General features: G+C 58.9%; 20 protein-coding genes. 9 read left to right on the top strand and 11 right to left on the bottom strand.

Translation table 11 applies throughout. The annotated features are described in order from the left end of the window. The 6 genes from ACIQU2_RS23450 to ACIQU2_RS23425 all read left to right on the top strand — a co-directional run bounded on the left by ACIQU2_RS23450 (position 1) and on the right by ACIQU2_RS23425 (position 6,410). A complete protein-coding gene (locus ACIQU2_RS23450) occupies positions 1 to 948 on the top strand; it encodes an ABC transporter permease (RefSeq protein WP_403144228.1) in 948 nt (315 codons plus the stop codon). Next, a complete protein-coding gene (locus ACIQU2_RS23445) occupies positions 938 to 1,780 on the top strand; it encodes an ABC transporter permease (protein WP_046048179.1) in 843 nt (280 codons plus the stop codon). Before ACIQU2_RS23450 ends, ACIQU2_RS23445 begins: the two co-directional genes overlap by 11 nt. Before the next feature lie 173 nt (positions 1,781 to 1,953). Beyond that, positions 1,954 to 3,378 (top strand): gamma-aminobutyraldehyde dehydrogenase, encoded by a 1,425-nt coding sequence (locus ACIQU2_RS23440; RefSeq protein WP_403144227.1) that lies wholly within the window; start codon positions 1,954 to 1,956, stop codon positions 3,376 to 3,378. Positions 3,379 to 3,554: 176 nt separating this feature from the next. Next, positions 3,555 to 5,039 carry an APC family permease gene (locus tag ACIQU2_RS23435; RefSeq protein WP_403144226.1) on the top strand — a complete coding sequence of 495 codons (1,485 nt, stop codon included), beginning with the start codon at positions 3,555 to 3,557 and terminating at the stop codon, positions 5,037 to 5,039. 558 nt (positions 5,040 to 5,597) lie between these two features. Beyond that, positions 5,598 to 6,110, top strand: coding sequence for a Bro-N domain-containing protein (locus ACIQU2_RS23430; protein ID WP_403144225.1), 513 nt, complete (start codon positions 5,598 to 5,600; stop codon positions 6,108 to 6,110). A 96-nt stretch (positions 6,111 to 6,206) separates the two neighbouring features. Continuing rightward, a complete protein-coding gene (locus tag ACIQU2_RS23425; protein WP_403144224.1) occupies positions 6,207 to 6,410 on the top strand; it encodes a hypothetical protein in 204 nt (67 codons plus the stop codon). Positions 6,411 to 6,420: 10 nt separating this feature from the next. Here the strand turns inward: ACIQU2_RS23425 and ACIQU2_RS23420 are convergent, their stop codons facing one another. Then, a complete protein-coding gene (locus ACIQU2_RS23420) occupies positions 6,421 to 6,606 on the bottom strand; it encodes a hypothetical protein (RefSeq protein ID WP_347805191.1) in 186 nt (61 codons plus the stop codon). A 391-nt stretch (positions 6,607 to 6,997) separates the two neighbouring features. Between ACIQU2_RS23420 and ACIQU2_RS23415 the strand changes: the two genes are divergently transcribed. Further along, positions 6,998 to 8,623, top strand: a complete 1,626-nt coding sequence (locus tag ACIQU2_RS23415) for a glucan biosynthesis protein D (RefSeq protein WP_403144223.1) — start codon at positions 6,998 to 7,000, stop codon at positions 8,621 to 8,623. 140 nt (positions 8,624 to 8,763) lie between these two features. Here the strand turns inward: ACIQU2_RS23415 and ACIQU2_RS23410 are convergent, their stop codons facing one another. The 3 genes from ACIQU2_RS23410 to ACIQU2_RS23400 all read right to left on the bottom strand — a co-directional run bounded on the left by ACIQU2_RS23410 (position 8,764) and on the right by ACIQU2_RS23400 (position 12,463). Then, on the bottom strand, positions 8,764 to 9,870 hold the full coding sequence (locus tag ACIQU2_RS23410) for an NADH:flavin oxidoreductase/NADH oxidase (RefSeq protein ID WP_403144221.1): 1,107 nt from the start codon (positions 9,868 to 9,870) through the stop codon (positions 8,764 to 8,766). A gap of 274 nt (positions 9,871 to 10,144) precedes the next feature. After that, entirely contained in the window at positions 10,145 to 11,854 is a 1,710-nt protein-coding gene (recJ, locus tag ACIQU2_RS23405) for a single-stranded-DNA-specific exonuclease RecJ (RefSeq protein ID WP_134101866.1), read from the bottom strand. A 66-nt stretch (positions 11,855 to 11,920) separates the two neighbouring features. Further along, positions 11,921 to 12,463, bottom strand: a complete 543-nt coding sequence (locus tag ACIQU2_RS23400) for a YaeQ family protein (RefSeq protein ID WP_007897614.1) — start codon at positions 12,461 to 12,463, stop codon at positions 11,921 to 11,923. Positions 12,464 to 12,610: 147 nt separating this feature from the next. Between ACIQU2_RS23400 and ACIQU2_RS23395 the strand changes: the two genes are divergently transcribed. Both ACIQU2_RS23395 and ACIQU2_RS23390 read left to right on the top strand, forming a co-directional pair. Beyond that, positions 12,611 to 13,810, top strand: coding sequence for a CaiB/BaiF CoA transferase family protein (locus ACIQU2_RS23395; RefSeq protein ID WP_403144219.1), 1,200 nt, complete (start codon positions 12,611 to 12,613; stop codon positions 13,808 to 13,810). Between the two features lie 58 nt (positions 13,811 to 13,868). Further along, complete coding sequence (locus ACIQU2_RS23390) at positions 13,869 to 14,732, top strand: TIGR02285 family protein (RefSeq protein WP_403144217.1); 864 nt, start codon at positions 13,869 to 13,871, stop codon at positions 14,730 to 14,732. A 170-nt stretch (positions 14,733 to 14,902) separates the two neighbouring features. Here the strand turns inward: ACIQU2_RS23390 and ACIQU2_RS23385 are convergent, their stop codons facing one another. The 7 genes from ACIQU2_RS23385 to rplS all read right to left on the bottom strand — a co-directional run bounded on the left by ACIQU2_RS23385 (position 14,903) and on the right by rplS (position 22,132). Further along, on the bottom strand, positions 14,903 to 15,190 hold the full coding sequence (locus ACIQU2_RS23385) for a DUF3509 domain-containing protein (RefSeq protein ID WP_033056390.1): 288 nt from the start codon (positions 15,188 to 15,190) through the stop codon (positions 14,903 to 14,905). A 162-nt stretch (positions 15,191 to 15,352) separates the two neighbouring features. Next, the gene (locus tag ACIQU2_RS23380; RefSeq protein ID WP_403144215.1) at positions 15,353 to 16,711 is read right to left on the bottom strand and encodes a transporter substrate-binding domain-containing protein; all 1,359 of its coding nucleotides are present in this window, start codon (positions 16,709 to 16,711) and stop codon (positions 15,353 to 15,355) included. A 133-nt stretch (positions 16,712 to 16,844) separates the two neighbouring features. Further along, positions 16,845 to 18,254 carry a threonine synthase gene (thrC, locus tag ACIQU2_RS23375; protein ID WP_347805195.1) on the bottom strand — a complete coding sequence of 470 codons (1,410 nt, stop codon included), beginning with the start codon at positions 18,252 to 18,254 and terminating at the stop codon, positions 16,845 to 16,847. A gap of 66 nt (positions 18,255 to 18,320) precedes the next feature. Next, a complete protein-coding gene (locus ACIQU2_RS23370; protein WP_403144212.1) occupies positions 18,321 to 19,625 on the bottom strand; it encodes a homoserine dehydrogenase in 1,305 nt (434 codons plus the stop codon). Between the two features lie 134 nt (positions 19,626 to 19,759). Then, the gene (gene dsbC, locus ACIQU2_RS23365) at positions 19,760 to 20,491 is read right to left on the bottom strand and encodes a bifunctional protein-disulfide isomerase/oxidoreductase DsbC (protein ID WP_403144210.1); all 732 of its coding nucleotides are present in this window, start codon (positions 20,489 to 20,491) and stop codon (positions 19,760 to 19,762) included. Between the two features lie 294 nt (positions 20,492 to 20,785). After that, on the bottom strand, positions 20,786 to 21,682 hold the full coding sequence (gene xerD / locus ACIQU2_RS23360; protein WP_403144209.1) for a site-specific tyrosine recombinase XerD: 897 nt from the start codon (positions 21,680 to 21,682) through the stop codon (positions 20,786 to 20,788). A gap of 99 nt (positions 21,683 to 21,781) precedes the next feature. Then, positions 21,782 to 22,132, bottom strand: a complete 351-nt coding sequence (gene rplS / locus ACIQU2_RS23355; protein ID WP_403144296.1) for a 50S ribosomal protein L19 — start codon at positions 22,130 to 22,132, stop codon at positions 21,782 to 21,784. Positions 22,133 to 22,141 lie beyond the last annotated feature (9 nt).

Raw genomic sequence — 22,141 nt, 5'->3', positions numbered from 1 at the left:
ATGAACAGCGTGGCTATCCCTCAAACCCCGACCGGCGGCTCGCCGTTGCGCAGGTTTTCCAACCTGCTGTATCGCCGGCCGAATTTTTACCTGTCGCTGCTGCTGGTGCCGCCGCTGCTGTGGTTTGGCGCGATCTACCTCGGCTCGCTGCTGGTCCTGCTGTGGCAAGGTTTCTACACCTTCGATGACTTCACCATGGCGGTCACGCCTGACCTGACTCTGGCGAACTTCGCTGCCCTGTTCCAGCCGTCGAACTTCGACATCATCCTGCGCACCCTGAGCATGGCCGTCGTCGTGTCGATCGCCAGCGCCGTGGTCGCGTTCCCGATTGCCTACTACATGGCGCGCTACACCACCGGCAAAACCAAGGCGTTTTTCTACATCGCCGTGATGATGCCGATGTGGGCCAGCTACATCGTCAAGGCGTATGCCTGGACGTTGCTGCTAGCCAAGGGCGGCGTGGCGCAATGGTTCGTTCAACACCTGGGGCTTGAGCCGGTTTTGCAGTTCGTTTTGGGCATTCCGGGGGTGGGCGGCAGCACCTTGTCGACCTCGCACCTGGGGCGCTTCATGGTGTTCGTCTACATCTGGCTGCCGTTCATGATCCTGCCGATCCAGGCCTCGCTGGAGCGTCTGCCGCCGTCCTTGCTGCAAGCCTCGGCCGACCTCGGTGCCAAGCCACGCCAGACCTTTATGCAAGTGACGCTGCCGCTTTCGATTCCGGGCATCGCGGCCGGTTCGATCTTCACCTTTTCGCTGACCCTGGGCGACTTCATCGTGCCGCAACTGGTAGGCCCGCCGGGCTACTTCGTCGGCAGCATGGTGTACGCCCAGCAAGGCGCGATCGGCAACATGCCGATGGCCGCGGCCTTCACGTTGGTGCCGATTGTGTTGATCGCCATTTACCTGACTATCGTGAAACGACTGGGGGCCTTCGATGCGCTCTGATGCAAAAAAACAAAGGCCAGAAACGCACGGGGAGAAAGCTTCGCTCGGCCTGCGCATCGCAGCCTGGGGCGGGTTGGTGTTTTTGCACTTCCCGATCCTGATCATCTTCCTGTACGCCTTCAACACCGAAGACGCGGCGTTCAGCTTTCCGCCCAAGGGCTTCACCCTGAAGTGGATCGGCGTGGCGTTCTCGCGTCCCGACGTGCTGGAAGCGATCAAGCTGTCGCTGCAAATCGCCTCCGTCGCAACGTTGATTGCGCTGGTCCTCGGCACGCTGGCATCGGCGGCGTTGTACCGCCGGGATTTCTTCGGCAAGCAAGGCATTTCGCTGATGCTGATCCTGCCGATTGCCTTGCCGGGGATCATCACCGGCATCGCGTTGCTGGCGACATTCAAGACGCTGGGGATCGAACCGGGGATGTTCACCATCATCGTCGGCCACGCGACCTTCTGTGTGGTGATCGTCTACAACAACGTCATCGCCCGCTTGCGTCGCACTTCTCACAGTTTGATCGAGGCTTCGATGGACCTCGGCGCCGACGGCTGGCAGACCTTCCGCTACATCGTCCTGCCGAACCTCGGCTCGGCGTTGCTGGCCGGCGGCATGTTGGCGTTTGCCCTGTCGTTCGACGAAATCATCGTCACCACCTTCACCGCCGGCCATGAACGCACCCTGCCGCTGTGGCTGCTCAACCAGCTCAGCCGCCCACGGGACGTGCCGGTGACAAACGTCGTCGCGATGCTGGTGATGATGGTGACCATGCTGCCGATCCTCGGCGCTTATTACCTGACCCGGGGCGGAGAAAGCGTTGCGGGCAGTGGCGGGAAATAACTGACAACTCATATCCCAATGTGAACCGGATCCTGTGGGAGCGGGCTTGCCCGCGATAGCGGTGTGTCATCCAACATCAATGTCGGATTTGATGGCCTCATCGCGGGCAAGCCCGCTCCCACAGGGGACGGTTTCCACAGAAGAACAACAATAGTTTTGAAGAGGACAAAGCCATGCAAACCAAACTCTTGATCAATGGCCAACTGATCGACGGCGAAGGCCCCGCCCAACCGGTGTTCAACCCGGCCCTCGGTCGTGTGTTGGTCGAAATCAACGAAGCCAGTGAAGCCCAGGTCGATGCCGCCGTGCGTGCTGCCGACAGCGCCTTTGAAGGCTGGTCGCAAACCACGCCGAAAGAACGTTCGCTGCTGCTGCTCAAACTCGCCGACGCCATCGAAGCGCACGGTGAAGAGCTGGCCAAACTGGAGTCGGACAACTGCGGCAAGCCTTACAACGCCGCGCTGAACGACGAGATCCCGGCGATTGCCGACGTGTTCCGTTTCTTCGCCGGCGCCAGCCGTTGCATGAGCGGTTCGGCGGGCGGTGAATACCTGCACGGCCACACCTCGATGATCCGCCGCGATCCGGTGGGGGTGATTGCCTCCATCGCACCGTGGAACTACCCGCTGATGATGGTCGCCTGGAAAATCGCTCCGGCCCTGGCCGCCGGTAATACCGTGGTGCTCAAGCCGTCGGAGCAAACCCCGCTGACCGCGCTGCGTCTGGCGGAACTGGCGTCGGAGATTTTCCCGGCCGGCGTGCTTAACCTGGTGTTCGGTCGTGGTTCTACAGTTGGCAGTCCACTGGTCACACACCCAAAAGTGCGCATGGTCTCGTTGACCGGTTCGATCGCCACCGGCTCGAACATCATTTCCAGCACCGCCGACAGCGTCAAACGCATGCACATGGAACTGGGCGGCAAGGCCCCGGTGATCATCTTCGACGACGCCGACATCGACGCCGCTGTGGAAGGCATCCGCACCTTCGGTTTCTATAACGCCGGTCAGGACTGCACCGCTGCCTGCCGCATCTACGCGCAGGAAGGCATCTACGACCAGTTCGTCGAGAAGCTCGGCGAAGCGGTCAGCAGCATCAAGTACGGTGTGCAGGATGATCCGTCGACCGAACTGGGCCCGTTGATCACTGCGCAACATCGCGACCGCGTGGCCGGGTTTGTCGAGCGTGCTGTGGCGCAACCGCATATCCGATTGATCACTGGCGGCAAAGCGGTTGAAGGCAATGGCTTCTTCTTCGAACCAACGGTATTGGCCGACGCGCAACAGGACGACGAAATCGTCCGTCGTGAAGTGTTCGGGCCGGTGGTGTCGGTGACCAAGTTCACCGATGAAACACAGGTGCTGGGCTGGGCCAACGATTCGAACTACGGCCTGGCGTCGTCGGTCTGGACCTCGGACGTCGGTCGTGCGCATCGATTGTCCGCACGCTTGCAGTACGGCTGCACCTGGGTGAATACACACTTCATGCTGGTCAGCGAAATGCCGCACGGCGGTCAGAAACTGTCTGGTTATGGCAAGGACATGTCCATGTACGGGCTGGAGGACTACACCGTCGTTCGGCATGTGATGTTTAAGCACTAAAAGCTTCGCGAGCAGGCTCGCTCTCACATGGATTGCACTGAACCTGTGGGAGCGAGCTTGCTCGCGATGGCCTCACCGCAATACAAAACAATAACTACCGATCCGGGCAGCGCCGTCATGGCCCTGTCACGGTTTCGGACATCCGAAATCTGGCGATTTTCCGGAGCTAACACACCATGAGTGCATCACCCGAACTCTCTGCAGCCGTTGCCGACAGCGATGCCGAGCAACTGCGCAAGCTGGGTTACACCTCGAACTTCAATCGCAGCATGAGCCTGTGGGAAAACTTCGCCCTGGGCTTCACTTATCTCTCTCCGGTCGTAGGGGTTTATACCCTGTTCGGCCTGTGCCTCGCAGCCGGTGGCCCACCGATGTTCTGGGCTTATTTACTGGTCGGATGCGGCCAGTTGCTGGTGTGCCTGATCTTCGGTGAAGTGGTCTCGCAGTTCCCGATTTCCGGTGGCGTGTACCCGTGGGCTCGCCGCTTGGTGGGCAAGCGCTGGGCGTGGATGGTCGGCTGGATCTACTCCATCGCCTTGTGCGTCACCATCGCCGCCGTTGCGGTGGGTGCCGGTCCGTACCTGGCCGCCATGATGGGCTTTGAACCAAGCAACAACACCAACATCGTCATCGCACTGTTCCTGACGTTGTTCGCTACCCTGGTCAACCTCAGCGGCACCAAAGTGCTGGCGCGGATCGCCATGTTCGGCTTCCTCTGTGAACTGGTCGGTGCGGTGATCGTCGGCCTATACCTGCTGATCTTTGAGCGTCATCAATCGATCAGTGTGTTGTTCAACACCTTCGATATCAGCGTTGATGGCTCCTACCTGCCAGCGTTCCTCACCGCCTCGCTGGCGGGGATGTTCCTGTACTACGGTTTCGAGGCCTGCGGCGACGTGGCCGAAGAAACCCCGAACCCGAGCAAGCAGATCCCGGTGGCCATGCGCATGACCATCTACATCGGCGGCATCGCAGCGATGTTCGCCTGCCTGGCGCTGATCCTCGCCGTGCCAGACATGCAAGCGGTGATCAACGGCACCGACAAGGACCCGGTCACCACCATCCTCAACAACGCCTTCGGCCCGGTCGGCTCGAAAGTGGTGATGGGCGTGGTGATGATTTCCTTCATCTCCTGCGTCATCAGCCTGCAAGCCGCGGCGAGCCGTCTGCTGTATTCCTACGCTCGGGATCAAATGGTCATCGGCAGCTCACTGCTGAAGAAGATTTCCCCAACGACTCAGGTTCCGGTTGCGGCGCTGTTCGTGTCCGGTGTCCTGCCGGCGCTGATCATTGTGCTGGGCTTCTTCCTGCAGGATGCCGTGGCAACCATCGTCAGCTTCGCGGCCATCGGTATCTACCTGGCATTCCAGATGATCGTGCTCGCCGCGTTGTATGCGCGCATGAAGGGCTGGAAACCGAGCGGCAAATTCACCCTCGGTGCCTGGGGTTGGGCAGTGAACATTGGCGCGCTGGTGTATGGCGTCGGCGCCATCATCAACATGGCCTGGCCACGCACGCCGGACGCGGCGTGGTACATCAACTACGCGATGGTGTTGAGTACTGCGATCGTGATTGGGTTGGGGCTGATTTACATGTGGCTTGCCAAGCCGTATGACCATGGGACGGCGCCTGCGGGGGATGCTTGGAAGGTTGGTCGATAAGGCTGATTGCCCCGGGATCCAGTGAGTTCCCGGGGCAAGTCCTGCCCGTCAAACAGCACCTGTCGTCCTCCCTCAGCTCAGCCATCAATTCATCCGTACGCCCTTTGATATCAGCTTTCCCACGTACCGCTTCGAAGCGATCTTGGACATAAGCCTCAGGTTTCGCGTTGCTACCGTCAGTCATAGATCTGTTCCTTGTGCGCAGACTAAATGGACGTGGCACAGCGACCATGACCAAATCCAATCCTCGTCAAACCGTGAAGCCTATGCCGCTGATTCCATGGATTTGAATAAATAAAGGAAAAACTGCGTCTCCGGTGCCGGTTTCCTGCATGCGGTGCAAAAACAGGAAAATCCTACAGACCATGCCTTCTAGCAAAGACTTCCATTCCTACGACAAGCGTCGCCAGAGCAGACTTGGCGCCGCGAGTGCCTGAACGATAGGCTTTACCTCGTCGCTGCCAAATCAGCGACCCGGGGTCGAATCCGGAACACAATCAATATGGCGCAACCGCGCTCCTCTGAGTGGCGGCTCCCTTTTCAACTTGGAGTCGAAAAATGCTTGAGCACACGCTAAATCCGTCTGAAACCCATCCTCATTTCACCCCAACCGTCTTCACCCGCCACAACCGTTTCCTCCACGCTTTCATGCAGGACAATCAAGCCTGGTTCTGCGCCCAGGATCTCGGTCGCTTGATGGGCCGCCCGATGGACCAACGCCTCACCCTGAAACTCGATCCGGACCAGCGTCGATACGTCTGGCTGCTCAAGAACGGCAAAACGGTCGAATCGCTGATGGTCAGCGAATCAGGGATGTACGCCCTATTGATTCACCATTTTGTCCCGGAAAACCGAAACCTGCGCCAATGGCTGAGCAACGAAGTCATACCTTCGCTGCGTGAGTCGAAAGCGACATCTGTGGATAACATTCAAAGCCTGAGTTCATTGCAGTGGGCAGGCATCTCGGTGCCGCTGTTGCATTGGCAGCATCAAGCGTGGATCAAGTGGCGGGACATGCCTGATCTGATGCAGGCACAACGTCCGTTCACGATAGTGGGCACTTGCAGTTGAAGGTAGAGTGAAAAAATGAAAAAGGGGCAGACTTCACAGTCCGCCCCTTTGGTTTGAATACGCCTGTTCAATCTCTCGCAAGAGCAATCCGCAGCCATGAGCAAGCCGCGCATCACCAGCCAAAGCGTCACTGAAGTGATTCCAAGTGATATCGCCTTTTCAGAAAAGTATCTGCAACAAACCATCGAGCTAAAAAATATCGCGGCTCGCCGCCAAGCAATCCACGAAGGCATCATCGACGCCGATGCTGGCAAGCTGACCTGCCTGGCCACCGTAAAAGCCAAATGGCTTTCACGGTAACCATCCTCGGTCAAAACCGCGAAACACTCCTCATCGCCTCCACCAGATACCGCATCGCAATCTGGTCGCTTTCCGACAGCTCCCGATAGCGCTCCAACAACTTCATCTCATCCGAACTGACCCGACGCCTTCGGCGCACTGTGGTCAGGCAAGGAAAGATTCCCAGCAACTGGGTGATGCCTTGTACTTTCGTCATGGACGATGTCCTTCTATAAGCCCGAGAAAACTTCAAAAACCGCATCGCCCTCTCCTTTTTGTAGTCGCCGGCCTGAAGGGCAGAGGTCGGTCATGAACACAGAATAGGAACTATCGTGGCGGTGAAAAGCGATTTTTAGAGTAATTAGTCAAAAAAAGCAGAAATGCCCTATAAATCAGAAAGTACTGTCAGAAAACTTAACCGACATTTCTTGTTTCATTGCCACGAAGCCAAAGTGCTACCAATCATTTTTTCTACACAACCGAACGGTTTAAGCTATTTGTTATCTGTTTAATGTCCGTTGCGTTTGGCCGAAGGCATGTCCGAACCTTTATTTTTGATCCAGCACGTGCCAGGAACGGCGCGGGATTGTTCACGACAGGTTGAACTTATGCACCGCAGGAATTTGCTCAAAGCATCCATGGCCATCGCTGCCTATACCGGATTATCAGCCACCGGCCTGCTGGCTGCCCGGGCCTGGGCCGGTACCAGCGCAGCAGATGGCGAGGCTCAGGCGTTCGACTTCGAAGCACTGAAGATCCAGGCCAAGCAGCTCGCTGGCAATCGCTATCAGGACACCAAGCAGGTGCTGCCGCCGACCCTGGCGACCATGACGCCGCAAAACTTCAATGCGATCCGCTACGACGGCAACCATTCGCTGTGGAATGACTTGAACGGTCAGCTGGATGTGCAGTTTTTCCACGTCGGCATGGGTTTCAAACAACCGGTGCGCATGTACAGCGTCGATCCCAAGACGCGTCAGGCGCGAGAGGTGCATTTCCGCCCGTCCCTGTTCAACTATGAAAAAACCACGGTCGACACCAAACAGCTCACGGGCGACCTGGGGTTTTCCGGGTTCAAGCTGTTCAAGGCGCCGGAGCTGGACCAGCACGACGTGCTGTCCTTCCTCGGCGCCAGCTATTTCCGTGCGGTAGATGCCTCAGGCCAGTACGGTCTGTCGGCTCGCGGTCTGGCGATTGATACGTATGCCAAGAAGCGTGAAGAGTTCCCGGACTTCACCAAGTTCTGGTTCGAGACTCCGGACAAGGACAGCACCCGCTTCGTGGTCTACGCCCTGCTGGACTCGCCGAGCGCTACCGGCGCTTACCGTTTCGACATCGACTGTCAGGCCAGCCAGGTCGTCATGGGCATCGATGCCCACATCAACGCGCGCACCGCCATCGAACAACTGGGCATTGCGCCAATGACCAGCATGTTCAGCTGCGGCACCCATGAACGGCGCATGTGCGACACGATTCACCCGCAAATCCACGACTCTGATCGCCTGGCCATGTGGCGCGGCAACGGCGAGTGGATCTGCCGCCCGCTGAACAACCCGGCCACCCTGCAATTCAATGCCTTCGCCGACACCGACCCGAAAGGTTTCGGCCTGGTGCAGACCGATCATGAGTTCGACAGCTATCAAGACACCGTCGACTGGTACAGCAAGCGTCCGAGCCTGTGGGTAGAACCTACGACCGCGTGGGGCGAAGGCTCTATCGATCTGTTGGAAATTCCTACGACTGGCGAAACCCTGGATAACATCGTCGCATTCTGGACACCGAAAAAACCGGTCGCGGCCGGCGACTCCCTGAACTACGGCTACAAGCTGTACTGGAGCGCACTGCCACCGGTCAGCACGCCGTTGGCGCGGGTCAACGCCACTCGTTCGGGCATGGGCGGCTTCATCGAAGGCTGGGCGCCTGGCGAACATTATCCGGAAGTCTGGGCTCGACGGTTTGCCGTGGACTTCACGGGCGGCGGTCTGGACCGCTTGCCTGAAGGCGCGGGGATCGAGCCGGTGGTCACGTGCTCGAATGGGCAGGTCAAGGATTTCAACGTGCTGGTGCTGGATGACATTAAGGGTTACCGCATTACCTTTGACTGGTACCCAACCAATGACAGTGTGGCGCCGGTTGAACTGCGGTTGTTCATTCGCACCCATGACCGCACGTTGAGTGAAACCTGGTTGTACCAGTACTTCCCGCCTGCGCCTGAGAAGCGCAAGTACACCTGAAGACAAGATCAAAAGATCGCAGGCTGCGCCAGCTCCTACATGGGATTGCATTCCTTTGTAGGAGCTGCCAAAGGCTGCGATCGTTTGATGTTAAAAAGCCCCGATCTATTGATCGGGGCTTTTTGGTTTTACAGCATCAATCAGTCGCGCAAATCCGACTCATGAATCGGCTGTTCACGATGGGTGGCCCGCTGATACTGCGCCGGCCAGATGGCCTTGCGTCCCCCCAGGTCATCATCGGCATGCAGCGGCCAGTACGGATCACGCAACAGCTCACGGGCAAGGAAGATGATGTCAGCCTGGCAGGTGCGCAGAATGTGCTCGGCCTGTGCCGGTTCGGTGATCATTCCTACCGTGCCGGTGGCAATACCTGACTCTTTGCGCACACGTTCAGCAAAGCGGGTCTGATAACCGGGACCTGTAGGAATCTCGGCATTCGCCGCCGTACCGCCGGACGAGACGTCAATCAGGTCTACGCCCAACGCGTGGAGGCGTCGCGCCAGCTCCACGGTTTCATCCGGGTTCCAGCCGTCTTCCACCCAATCGGTGGCCGACACCCGCACGAACAGCGGTAGCTCTTCAGGCCACACCGCACGCACTGCTTCGGTGACTTGCAGCACCAGCCGGATGCGATTCTCGAACGAACCACCATATTGATCGCGCCGCTGATTGCTCAGGGGCGAAAGAAACTGATGCAACAGGTAACCGTGGGCGGCGTGTATTTCCACCACTTTGAAACCGGCGGTCAGTGCTCGCTTGGCCGAAGCGACAAAGGCCTGAATGACTTCAGCGATCTCGCCATCATCGAGCTGCTTGGGGTGTGTGTGCTGCGGGTCGAAAGCAATCGGCGATGGGCCCACCGGGATCCAGCCTCCGTCTTCGGGTTTGACGCTGCCATGTTTACCGATCCACGGCCGATGGGTGCTGGCCTTACGCCCGGCGTGAGCTAACTGAATGCCGGCCACAGCGCCTTGAGCCGCAATGAAGCGCGTGATGCGTTGCAACGGTTCGATCTGTTCATCGTTCCACAGGCCGAGGTCCTCGGCGGTGATGCGTCCGTCGGCGGTCACCGCCGTGGCTTCGGTAAACACCAGGCCGGCCCCACCGACAGCGCGGCTGCCGAGGTGGACCAGGTGCCAGTCATTGGCCATTCCATCAACGCTGGAGTACTGGCACATCGGCGACACCGCAATGCGGTTGAGCAGGGTCAATTGGCGAAGGGTATAGGGTTCAAGCAGCAGACTCATGGGGCACCTCTCGAATCAGTGGGCAGGCTCCAGGGTTCTGTTTGAAAAGTCGACGAGTGACAGGAAAAAGGTGCAGCACCCGCCCCCGCGGGCAAAAAAATCGACAAGACGTCACAAGGATAATCAAGCAGTGCTTAGAGCCTAGTCGACAACGGGGGAAGGTGGAGGGTTCCGGGGAGATTTGGCGCCTGGGAGATCGCGAGCAAGCTCGCTCCCACAGTGGATCTGCGTTGTTCACAAAACCAATGTGGGAGCGAGCTTGCTCGCGATGGGGTCAACGCGGTTCGATGTGGGCAATCATCAACTGCACCGTCTCGTTGCCACGAAACTCGTTGAGGTCGAGTTTGTAGGCCAATTCCACCCACTTGATGGTCGGATTCGGCCAGATGTCGCGGTCGATTCCGAAGGCAATGCCATCCAGCTTCACCGAGCCGCATTCGCTTTTCAGCACCACTTTGAGGTGCCGCTCGCCGACCACTCGCTGCTCGACCAACTGGAACACGCCGTGGAACAACGGCTCCGGGAAATGTTGCCCCCAAGGACCGGCATGGCGCAGGGCGCGGGCCAGTTCCAGGTGGAATTCCTCGACCGCCAGCGTGCCGTCCGACAGCAATCGTCCGGTCAGGTCTTCTTCGCGCAATTGCCTACGCACTTCAGCGTCAAAGGCTTCGGCGAATAACGGAAAATTCGCTTCCGGCAGCGTCAGGCCGGCGGCCATCGCATGGCCGCCGTATTTGCTGATCAGGTTCGGATGCTGCGCCGCCACCACGCTCAACGCGTCGCGAATATGAAAACCCTGAACCGAACGCCCCGAGCCCTTGAGCAGGCCATCTCCAGCATCGGCAAAGGCAATGGTCGGACGGAAATAGCGTTCTTTCATACGCGATGCGAGGATTCCGATGACACCCTGGTGCCACTCGGGATCGAACAGGCACAAGCCGAACGGCATCGACTCGACCGGCAAATCCTTCAGTTGAGCCAGCGCTTCACGCTGCATGCCCTGTTCAATGGATTTACGGTCCTGGTTCATGCCGTCGAGTTGAGCGGCCATTTCACGCGCCAGACCAGCGTCTTCGGTGAGCAGGCATTCGATGCCCAGGCTCATGTCATCCAGACGCCCCGCCGCGTTCAGACGCGGGCCAACAATGAAACCCAGGTCGGTAGAGGTAATGCGCGTGTGGTCACGCTTGGCGACTTCGAGGATCGCCTTGATGCCCGGCCGAGCACGCCCGGCGCGAATCCGTTCCAGGCCTTGGTGCACCAGAATCCGGTTGTTGGCATCCAGCGGTACCACGTCGGCGACGCTGCCCAGGGCCACAAGGTCCAGCAACTCGCCGATGTTCGGCTGCGGCTTGCTCTCGTACCAACCGAGGCTGCGCAAACGCGCACGCAGGGCCATCAGCACATAGAAAATCACCCCGACGCCGGCCAGCGCCTTGCTCGGAAACTCGCAACCCGGCTGGTTCGGATTGACGATGGCATCGGCCAACGGCAACTCGTCACCGGGCAAGTGGTGGTCGGTGACCAGCACCTGGAGCCCGGCCTTTTTCGCCGCTGCCACGCCTTCAACGCTGGAGATACCGTTGTCCACAGTGATCAGCAACTGTGGTGTACGGGTCAGCGCCACTTCGACGATTTCCGGCGTCAGGCCATAGCCATACTCGAATCGGTTCGGCACCAAATAGTCGACGTGCGCAGCGCCCAGCAGGCGCAAGCCCAACATGCCCACGGTACTTGCCGTCGCGCCATCGGCGTCGAAGTCACCGACGATCAGAATCCGCTGACGCTGCTCGAGCGCCGTCACCAGCAAGTCCACCGCCGCATCGATGCCTTTGAGTTGCTGGAACGGGATCAACCGCGCCAGGCTCTTGTCCAGTTCAGCCTCGGACAGCACGCCCCGCGCCGCGTACAGACGGGTCAGCAGCGGCGGCAGATCACCGAGGAATGGCAGGGTGTCGGGCAACAGGCGAGGTTCGATGCGCATGGGGTGACAGGTGCTTCTCTTGGATACGTAGGATAAAACCGGATGACGCGGATCAGCTGCGAATAATCAGCCGCGTTCGCCGCTCAGCCACTGCAACTGAACTTCATGTTGACCACGGTCGTCGGTGACGAAAATCGTCCCTTCGCTGATCATCACGTCCCACTTGATAACCCGGGGCATGTCTTTGGCCAGGGTTTCCAGCACTTCCTGCGGAACAGCAGCGATGTGCACGTTTTTCAGGTTCTTGATCGCCGGGATCACTTTGGTCTCCCAGACGCGCAGGCTGCCGTAAGCCAGCAGGCTGGTGCGCTCGGTGCGACGCGAGCACCAGGTCAGGCGATCGGCGTCTGGCTGGCCGACTTCGATCCAGTGCAGAACGCGGTCGTCCAGGCTCTTTTCCCACAGGGCAGGTTCGTCCACGTCTGACAGACCGCGACCGAACGACAACTGCTCGTTGTACCAAAAGGCGTAGGCCAGCAGCCGCACGGTCATGCGCTCTTCGGTTTCCGAAGGGTGACGGGCGATGGTCTGCTTCACGCTCTCGTACACGCTGCGATCGAGGTCGGTAAGGTTCAGTTCAAACTTGTAGGTCGTGGACGGCTGGGCCATGAACGGGCTTCTTGATACGGGGAAAGGCGGCAAGTCTAACCGATGCGGTAGGCAATCCACGAATTGAAGGCGATCAACCTTGGTCGTCTGACGTTCGGCTATGTTAAAACCCTGTATTCGCTCAACCTTTGTCCTACAGGATCCAGCATGCCGCTCACCGGAAAACCGCTCTCAGGTCTGAAAGTCATTGAATTGGGTACGCTGATCGCCGGGCCGTTTGCCTCGCGCATTTGCGGCGAGTTCGGTGCCGAGGTGATCAAAATCGAGTCCCCCGATGGCGGCGATCCGTTGCGCAAATGGCGAAAACTGTATGAAGGCACCTCGCTGTGGTGGTTCGTCCAGGCGCGCAACAAGAAATCCCTGACCCTGAACCTCAAACACCCCGACGGCCTGGCGATCCTGAAAAAACTGCTCAGTGAGGCGGACATCCTGATCGAGAACTTTCGCCCTGGCGTGCTGGAAAAGCTCGGCCTGAGCTGGGAAGTCTTGCACGCACTGAACCCGAAACTGGTGATGGTGCGTCTCTCGGGTTTCGGTCAGACCGGGCCGATGAAGGATCAGCCAGGCTTTGGCGCCGTCGGTGAGTCCATGGGCGGCTTGCGCTACATCACCGGGTTCGAAGACCGTCCACCGGTGCGCACCGGGATTTCCATCGGCGACTCTATTGCCGCGCTCTGGGGCGTGATCGGCGCATTGATGGCCCTGCGTCATCGCGAGGTCAACGGTGGCCTTGGCCAAGTGGTGGATGTGGCGCTGTATGAAGCGATCTTCGCCATGATGGAAAGCATGGTCCCGGAGTTCGACGTGTTCGGCTTCATCCGCGAGCGCACCGGCAACATCATGCCGGGCATCACGCCCTCCTCGATCCACACCAGTGCCGACGGCAAACATGTGCAGATCGGCGCCAATGGCGATGCGATCTTCAAACGCTTCATGCTGATCATTGGTCGCGAGGACCTGGCCAATGACCCTGCGCTGGCGAGCAACGACGGACGCGATAGCCGTCGCGACGAGATTTATGGGGTGATTGATCGCTGGGTCAACTCGCTGCCGCTGGACACCATCATCGAGCAGTTGAATCAGGCCGATGTACCGGCCAGCCGGATCTTCAGTGCGGCAGATATGTTCAGTGATCCACAGTACCTGGCCCGGGAAATGTTCCTGAAAGCCAAGTTGCCGGACGGCAAAGATTTCAAGATGCCGGGAATCGTGCCGAAACTCTCTGAGACACCCGGCACTTCGGAATGGGTCGGGCCGCAGTTGGGCGAACACAATGCGCAGGTACTCAACGATCTTGGTTACGACAAGGAACAGATCGCAAAGCTGCGTGAAGACGGGGCCATCTAAGCTGAGGCGCCTGCTTGCGCGGCCCATCAACCACTGCCTGACGCGAGGCGGTCGAGCATTGTGCGCGTTCGCGTTTTTCCTGTTGCTCGCCGGCCAGGCTCAGTCAACGTTGGCGCAACCGAAGGAAACCCTGGTCTGGCTGTTGCGCGACCTTCCACCGCTGATGATTTTCGAAGGATCAAAAAAGGGCCAGGGAGTCATCGATCAACTGTTGCCACTGCTGATCGCCCGCATGCCGCAATACGAACACACCCTGATGCGAGTCAATCGCGCCCGCGGCTTGCAAATGCTTCACGAACCATTCCTCACGTGCGATGCAGCGCTGAACTGGAGCAAGGAGCGCGATGGCTGGATCGCGTTTTCCATTCCGGTCTTTCGGGCCATGAGTAATGGCCTGGCAGTGCGCCGCGTTGATCGGGAGGTGCTGGCGCCCTTTATCAAGGACGGCGAAGTGGACCTGGCGGCCCTGCTGGCCAGTGGCCGCGAGAAACTGGGCATTATTGCCGAGCGCAACTACGGCGAATATCTCGACGCGCTGCTCAAACAAGCGCCAGCCAACTCACTGACCCTCCACTACGGTAACGATGCCTTGGGCAGCCTGTTGCAAATGCAACGCCTGGGGCGCTTGCGGATGCTGTTGGGGTACCGCTCGGAGATCCGCTACCAGGCCCAGCAGCAAGGGATAGCGGAAGATGAATTGCAGTTCTACCCGATTCGCAGCACGGGCAAATACCTGTCCGGTTACATCGGCTGTACCGACACCCCCCAGGGCCGGCAGGCGATCATCGAGATCAACCAACTGCTGCGCACCCTGCCCCACGATCACTTGAGCGAGGCATACGCCGCCTGGCTGGACCCCGAAAGTCGCAGTGACTACCTGGAAGCCAGCCGGGCATTTTTCATACAGCAGGCCGAGCAATGACAAATCGCAGGCAAAAAGAAACCCCGAGAAGTGGGGAGACGACTCGGGGTTAAACGTGGTCTACATAAAGACCAGTAACAGCAGGCTACAAGCACCGGAGCACAATGCTTGATCCTGCTGTTACAAGGTCTGACTGACCTAAGCGCAGGAAGGTTCCCACAAAAAACAATTCAATTTCGGTTGGCCAGGATCTTGTCCTGAGCAGCATTACGCAACGCCGCGATAACGCAGGGCTCCAGCCGACCTTCGGCGATCAGCACGTCGCGATGCAAACCGTCGACGACATCCGTCAACAGACGTTTGCTGGTCAACTGGGCCTGATTGAACGCCCGCTCGACCACGATCGCACCGGTCGCATTCTTAAGTGTCACCAGGCATTCGCCATGGGTCCCCGACGGGGTCAACGTTACCTGATACGGGCTCAGAGCTTCACCGAGCAATAGACTGATACTTTCCATCTCGATCACCACTCAATAGTCCGAAAACAAAGTGCCTGGGGCGTGCCTACAGTAAATGACCACTGGCTCGAGAAGAAAGTTCTGGATACCGACTGCTGGTGAAACTGCGCCGCGGGTCAATAGAGCATGCACGGCCAAGATGACAGAGAAAAAACAGCCGCCTCACGCCTGCTGCTTACGCTTGCCAATATCGGTCCATCCTCCCAGCAGGCCCCGCAATTGTCCGTCGGCACCGTAAAAAGGCACCGTCCACTGATAGACATGCCTGATGCCGTTGTTGAACATCAATTGACGCTCACTGAAGCGCGTCTTGCGCGTACCGAGCTGGGCCATGAACTCTGCATGCAGCAGTTCGGCAGTCTCTTTGGGCAACACGTCCAGTTCAATCAGCTGTCGTCCCTGAACCTGGTCAAAACGGGTCGACAAGCCCTCCTCATAACTTTTGTTGCACATGATCAAACGCCCTTCCAGATCACGAACAAACATCGGATCGGGCATGGCGTCCATCAACGCATGCTGGAAGGCAAGCTGATCACTCAGACTCTTCTCGGCATCCAGGCGCTGCTGGATCAATACCGTGAGCCGTCGGTTCCAGAGCAGGGACATCAGGCCGAACAGACTGACGATAAACATTCCCCAGCAGCCCCACTCGGCGAGTCGGTGCCAGGCGCCGGGCACCTTAATGGGGGCAATCCCATTGAGCCATTTCAGGCGAATGGCGCGCAATTCGGCAGGATCAAGCGCCTCAAGCGCCTTGTTGAGGATGCTCGACAGCTGAGGCTGACCCTTGCGTACGGCCAAGTGGTCCGCCTCCCATTTGCCCTCCACCGTATACCCGACCTTGAGCTGCCCGGACGGATAGAGTTGTGCTCCGGTTTCGTTCTCGATGGTGGCGTAGGCCTCACCGCTCTCGACCAGCGCCCGGGCCTCCGCGTAGGTTTTAACCGAGCGCAGCTCGATGTCCGGATAGTCGCGGTGAATCGTGGCCTCCAGCGCATGCCGGGTCGGCAACACCAGAACCCTTCCCGACAGTTGCTCCAGGGATTGCACCTCTGGCGCCCCGGCCCGCCCGACGAACACCCAGCCAGCGCCACCGAACGCATGACTGAAATCCAGAAACGTCTTGCGTTCGTCATTCATCGCCAGCGTCGTGCTCATGTCCGCTGCGCCACTTTCCAGTCGCCCGAGCAACTGATCGGTGGAAAACGATTCTTCGTGAACAAACTGCAATCCCGTCATCGCGCTGATGCGGTTGAGCAGATCATTGTTCAAGCCGCTCCATTGGCCGTGCTCATCCTTGAACAGGTACAACGGATATTGCACCGAGGCGACGATGACTTTTGAATGCTCGGCAATCCATTTCAACTCCTGAGCATCCAGCTCGATCATTAGGCCAGCAACCGATCCTTTGGAATCGGGCGCAGCCAATTGCGACGCGCTCCCCCATTGAGCAAAGCCCAGGGTGCCGACTAAAAAAAACATCCAGCACGCAGCTGGTTTTAACCCTCTGAAAAACAGCATTGCCACTTCCTTGGTAATCGTCTCGCCCGCCCTTCATGGGCGGCTCTTCATTTACGAAACCCGACAAGTGTGGCATGCAGAAATGAGAAAGCCCGTCAGGAGACGGGCTTCAAAATGTGACAGTTTTAATTGGTTACAGAGGCTTGCCGCGGTTGCCATGCTTGCTGACAAAGGCCTGGACGGCTTTCAGGTCATTTGGCAGCACGGTGCAGCGCTCATCTCTTTCAAACAAATCAGAAAGATGTGCAGGCAGTTCGAGCGCTTTTCCTACGCCTGCTTTTTCCACGGCGTCCGGGAATTTGACCGGATGCGCCGTACCGAGGATCACCATCGGGATATCCAGGCTGCGACGGCACTCGCGCGCAGCCTTCACGCCGATGGCGGTGTGCGGATCAAGCAGCTCGCCGGTTTGCTCGAAGACTTCGGCGATGGTTTCGCAGGTTTGAGCGTCATCCACGGCCAGCGAATCGAACAGTTTGCGGGCTTCGGTCCAGCGCTCCTCTTCGACGCTGAAACCGCCACCCTGCTTGAAGGTGTCCATCAGACCGGCAATCGCTGCGCCGTTGCGACCGTGCAGGTCGAACAGCAGGCGTTCGAAGTTCGACGACACCATGATGTCCATCGACGGCGACAGCGTGGCGTGCAGGGTGTCCTTGACGTACTGATTGCCGCTCATGAAGCGGTGCAGGATGTCGTTGCGGTTGGTGGCGACGATCAACTGGTTGATCGGCAGGCCCATGTTGCGCGCCAGGTAACCGGCGAAAATGTCGCCAAAGTTGCCGGTCGGCACCGAGAACGATACCGAACGTGCCGGGCCGCCCAACTGCAGGGCTGCATGGAAGTAGTAAACGATCTGGGCCATGATTCGCGCCCAGTTGATCGAGTTCACGGCGACCAGACGCGTGCCTTTGAGGAAGCTCTGGTCGGCGAAGCTGGCCTTGACCATTTCCTGGCAGTCATCGAAGTTGCCTTCGATGGCGATGTTGTGAATGTTCTCGCCGAAAATGGTGGTCATCTGCCGACGCTGCACTTCGGACACGCGGTTGTGCGGGTGCAGGATGAAGATGTCGACGTTTTCGCAGTGCTTGCAGCCTTCGATGGCGGCCGAACCGGTGTCGCCGGAGGTGGCGCCGACAATCACTACGCGCTCACCACGTTTTTCCAGCACGTAGTCGAGCAGACGACCAAGCAGCTGCAAGGCGAAGTCTTTGAACGCGAGGGTCGGGCCGTGGAACAGCTCCAGCACCCATTCGTTACCGTTCAGCTGACGCAGTGGTGCCACGGCGTTGTGCGAGAACACGCCATACGTTTCTTCAAGAATCTTTTTGAAATCGGCATCGGGAATGCTGCCAGTGACGAACGGGCGCATCACCCGGAAGGCCAACTCGTGATACGGCAGGCCGGCCCAGGAAGCGATTTCTTCCTGGGTGAAACGTGGCAGGTTTTCCGGGACGTACAGACCACCGTCCGTGGCCAGACCGGCCAGCAGGACGTCTTCGAAATTCAGGGCCGGTGCCTGGCCGCGGGTACTGATATAACGCATGACTGGCTCCAATAGACAGTGTTCGCAAACCCGGGCTCGCAGGCGAGCCCGGTGAACGATAACGGCTTAGTTCAGGTGCTCGACGCGGATCCGTACGACCGGACCGACGACGCCCGCCAAGGCTTCCAGGGCGGCGATCGCGTCGTTCATGTGCTGTTCCAGCACGCGGTGAGTCAGCAGGATCATCGGCACCAGGCCGTCGTGTTCTTCGACTTCCTTCTGCATGATCGATTCGATGTTGATGCCACGCTCCGACAGGATGCTCGCCACCTGCGCCAACACGCCCGGATGGTCCTTGGCCTGGATGCGCAGGTAGTAGGAGCTTTCGCAGGCCTCGATCGGCAGGATCGGGTGGGCCGACAGCGAATCCGGCTGGAACGCCAGGTGCGGTACGCGGTTTTCCGGGTCGGAAGTCATGGCGCGAACCACGTCCACCAGGTCGGCGATCACCGACGAAGCGGTCGGCTCCATGCCGGCACCAGCGCCGTAGAACAGGGTCGAACCGGCGGCATCACCGTTGACCATCACCGCGTTCATCACGCCGTTGACGTTGGCGATCAGGCGATCGGCCGGGATCAGCGTCGGGTGCACGCGCAGTTCGATGCCGGCCGCGGTGCTGCGCGCCACGCCCAGGTGCTTGATGCGATAGCCCAGCGCTTCGGCGTAGTTCACGTCAGCGGTGGTCAGCTTGGTGATGCCTTCGGTGTAGGCCTTGTCGAACTGCAGCGGAATACCGAACGCGATGGACGCCAGGATCGTCAGCTTGTGGGCCGCGTCGATGCCTTCAACGTCGAAGGTCGGATCGGCTTCGGCGTAACCCAGGGCTTGCGCCTCGGCGAGTACGTCTTCGAAGGTGCGGCCCTTCTCACGCATTTCGGTGAGGATGAAGTTGCCGGTGCCGTTGATGATGCCGGCGACCCAGTTGATGCGATTGGCCGACAAGCCTTCACGGATCGCCTTGATCACCGGAATGCCACCGGCCACGGCGGCTTCGAACGCCACAATCACGCCCTTCTCCCGGGCCTTGGCGAAAATTTCATTACCGTGAACGGCAATCAGTGCCTTGTTCGCGGTGACCACATGCTTGCCATTCTCGATGGCCTTGAGTACCAGCTCTCGGGCAACGGTGTAGCCGCCCACCAGCTCTATTACGATGTCAATCTCAGGGTTCGTGGCCACTTCGAAGACATCGTCGGTAATCGCAATACCGGTCGTTTGGAACTGAGGCTTTGGCGTGCGTGTGGCAATTTGTGCCACTTCGATTCCACGCCCGGCACGACGAGCAATTTCCTCGGCGTTACGCTGAAGTACGTTGAAGGTACCGCCACCGACGGTCCCTAACCCACAGATGCCTACTTTGACCGGTTTCACTGTGAACTCCCCATAAAACGGCCGACTCAAGGCCGGCCGTGAAAACAACCGCATACTCGCGGTTCTCTATTAATGGCTCGGCGAACGCTGCCGCCGAACCATGATCGTCAATGGCTGACCGTGACGATGTGAATTTATTTCGCGTCCAGCGCCAGTTTGGCGACTTGTGGCGCAGGCTGGTAGCCCGGAATGACCTGGCCGTCGGCCAAAACGATGGCCGGTGTACCGTTCACGCCGATCGACTGACCGAGGGCGAACTGCTTGGAAACCGGGTTATCGCACTTGGCGGCCTTGATTTCCTTGCCGTCGACCATTTTGTCCATGGCGGCTTTCTTGTCTTTCGAGCACCAGACCGCTTGCAGCTGTTCATCACCCGGCGAGCCCAGGCCCTGGCGCGGGAAGGCGACGTAACGCACTTCGATGCCGCGCTTGTTCAGCTCAGGCACTTCGGCGTGCAGTTTGTGGCAGTACGGGCAGGTGGTGTCGGTGAACACGGTGATGTGCGATTTGGTTTCGCCGATCGCCGGGTAAACCACAGTTTCCGCGACCGGGATTGCGTTGACCAGTTTGGAAACGCCCAGGCGTTCGGTCTTCTCGGTCAGGTTGACCGGTTTGCCGTCCTTGAGCTGGAACATGTAACCCTGAACGACGTACTGGCCGTCGGCGCTGGCGTAGAGTACGCGGCTGCCCTTGAGTTTGACTTCGTACAGACCTGGCAGCGGGCTGGCGGTGATGCTTTCTACCGGCACCTCGAGCTGGAGGTTTTCCAGGCTTTTACGAATGGCTTTGTCGGCCGCGTCATCGGCGACGGCAAAGGTGCTGACCAACGCAATGGCTGCGGCGGCGAAAATCTGGGTCAGACGCATGAGAACTCCTGAAGGCGGACAAATGGGACGATCAGAACGCCCGTGCCGAAACACCGGGTCATAAACGCCCATCGTGCAAACCGGCAAAGCCTACCACATAAGGCCCCTGTGGCCGAATGCGGGTGACGCAGGACCAGACGCCACAGAACCTGTGTAGCAGCTGGCGAAGCCTGCGTTCGGCTGCGCAGCAGTCGTAAATTCTGAGCTCGCGGTTTAACTGAAACACCGCAGTGCCTGATCTCACGACTGCTGCGCAGCCGAACGCAGGCTTCGCCAGCTGCTACAAGGTTGTGTTCAGCCGCGTGGATGGTGTTTGGCATGCAGGTCCTGCAAACGTGCGCGGGCGACATGGGTGTAGATCTGCGTGGTCGACAGATCGCTGTGGCCGAGCAGCATTTGCACTACCCGCAGGTCGGCGCCGTGGTTGAGCAAGTGGGTGGCAAAGGCATGACGCAGGGTATGCGGCGACAGCGACTTGCCGATCCCGGCAACCTTGGCCTGGTGCTTGATGCGATGCCAGAAGGTCTGCCGAGTCATCTGCTCGCCGCGCTGGCTGGGGAACATGACATCACTGGGACGCCCGCCAAGCAGCTCCTGGCGGCCATCGCGCATGTAACGCTCGACCCAGACAATCGCCTCCTCGCCCATCGGCACCAGCCGCTCCTTGCTGCCCTTGCCCATCACTCGCAGCACGCCTTGGCGCAGATTGACCTGCTCCAGCGTCAGGCTGATCAGTTCCGTCACACGCAAGCCGCAGGCATAAAGCACTTCGAGCATGGCGCGGTCACGTTGGCCGATGGCTTCGCTCAGGTCAGGTGCTTTTAACAAGGCCTCCACATCCGCTTCCGACAAGGATTTAGGCAGTGGTCGACCCAGCTGCGGCATATCGACACGCAAGGTCGGATCGACTGCAATCAGCTTTTCCCGCAGCAAATAGCGATAGAAGCCACGCACGCCGGAGAGAAATCGCGCCGTCGAGCGGGGTTTGTAGTTTTGCTCCAGACGCCAGGCCAAGTGATCGAGGATCAATTCGCGGCCGGCGTTGATCAAATCCAGCCCCTTCTCCTGCAGCCAGCCGTTGAACAGGGCCAGGTCGCTGCGATAGGCATCGCGGGTGTTATCGGAAAGACCTTTCTCCAGCCACAGAGCGTCGAGAAACTGGTCTATCAAAGGATGATCGATGGCGGGCATAAAGGCTCAGGCAAGACCGACAGTACGGTCAGGGAAGATAAATCGCAGGCAACAAAAAAGCAGCCCGTAGGCTGCTTTTTTCTGCATCGGAAGCTGGACTTAAGCCAGTTTTTCCTTGATGCGAGCTGCTTTACCGGACAGGTCACGCAGGTAGTACAGCTTGGCTTTACGTACGTCACCGCGACGTTTAACGGCCATGCTGTCGATTTGCGGGCTGTAGGTCTGGAAAGTACGCTCTACGCCAACACCGTTGGAGATTTTACGAACGGTGAAAGCACTGTTTACGCCGCGGTTACGCTTGGCGATAACAACACCTTCGAACGCTTGCAGACGCGAACGGTCGCCTTCCTTCACTTTCACCTGAACGACAATGGTGTCGCCCGGGGCAAAGGTAGGGATCTCTTTGGTCATCTGCTCTGCTTCGAGTGCTATGATGATTTTGTTATTCAGTCTGTTCTC

Origin of the sequence: Pseudomonas sp. NPDC098740, assembly GCF_044760065.1 — a bacterium.
GTDB classification, from domain to species: domain Bacteria; phylum Pseudomonadota; class Gammaproteobacteria; order Pseudomonadales; family Pseudomonadaceae; genus Aquipseudomonas; species Aquipseudomonas rossensis.
The sequence above is the reverse complement of the archived record's forward strand: the minus strand, read 5'-3'. Positions and strand labels throughout refer to the sequence as shown.

Coding starts and splice junctions, on each gene's coding strand:
- ACIQU2_RS23450 (WP_403144228.1), top strand. CDS start 1: ATGAACAGCGTGGCTATCCCTCAAACCCCGACCGGCGGCTCGCCGTTG.
- ACIQU2_RS23380 (WP_403144215.1), bottom strand. CDS start 16,711: ATGCTGTTTTTCAGAGGGTTAAAACCAGCTGCGTGCTGGATGTTTTTT.
- ACIQU2_RS23410 (WP_403144221.1), bottom strand. CDS start 9,870: ATGAGTCTGCTGCTTGAACCCTATACCCTTCGCCAATTGACCCTGCTC.
- ACIQU2_RS23435 (WP_403144226.1), top strand. CDS start 3,555: ATGAGTGCATCACCCGAACTCTCTGCAGCCGTTGCCGACAGCGATGCC.
- dsbC (WP_403144210.1), bottom strand. CDS start 20,491: ATGCGTCTGACCCAGATTTTCGCCGCCGCAGCCATTGCGTTGGTCAGC.
- ACIQU2_RS23395 (WP_403144219.1), top strand. CDS start 12,611: ATGCCGCTCACCGGAAAACCGCTCTCAGGTCTGAAAGTCATTGAATTG.
- ACIQU2_RS23425 (WP_403144224.1), top strand. CDS start 6,207: ATGAGCAAGCCGCGCATCACCAGCCAAAGCGTCACTGAAGTGATTCCA.
- ACIQU2_RS23430 (WP_403144225.1), top strand. CDS start 5,598: ATGCTTGAGCACACGCTAAATCCGTCTGAAACCCATCCTCATTTCACC.
- ACIQU2_RS23385 (WP_033056390.1), bottom strand. CDS start 15,190: ATGGAAAGTATCAGTCTATTGCTCGGTGAAGCTCTGAGCCCGTATCAG.
- ACIQU2_RS23415 (WP_403144223.1), top strand. CDS start 6,998: ATGCACCGCAGGAATTTGCTCAAAGCATCCATGGCCATCGCTGCCTAT.
- xerD (WP_403144209.1), bottom strand. CDS start 21,682: ATGCCCGCCATCGATCATCCTTTGATAGACCAGTTTCTCGACGCTCTG.
- thrC (WP_347805195.1), bottom strand. CDS start 18,254: ATGCGTTATATCAGTACCCGCGGCCAGGCACCGGCCCTGAATTTCGAA.
- ACIQU2_RS23400 (WP_007897614.1), bottom strand. CDS start 12,463: ATGGCCCAGCCGTCCACGACCTACAAGTTTGAACTGAACCTTACCGAC.
- ACIQU2_RS23445 (WP_046048179.1), top strand. CDS start 938: ATGCGCTCTGATGCAAAAAAACAAAGGCCAGAAACGCACGGGGAGAAA.
- ACIQU2_RS23440 (WP_403144227.1), top strand. CDS start 1,954: ATGCAAACCAAACTCTTGATCAATGGCCAACTGATCGACGGCGAAGGC.
- recJ (WP_134101866.1), bottom strand. CDS start 11,854: ATGCGCATCGAACCTCGCCTGTTGCCCGACACCCTGCCATTCCTCGGT.
- ACIQU2_RS23420 (WP_347805191.1), bottom strand. CDS start 6,606: ATGACGAAAGTACAAGGCATCACCCAGTTGCTGGGAATCTTTCCTTGC.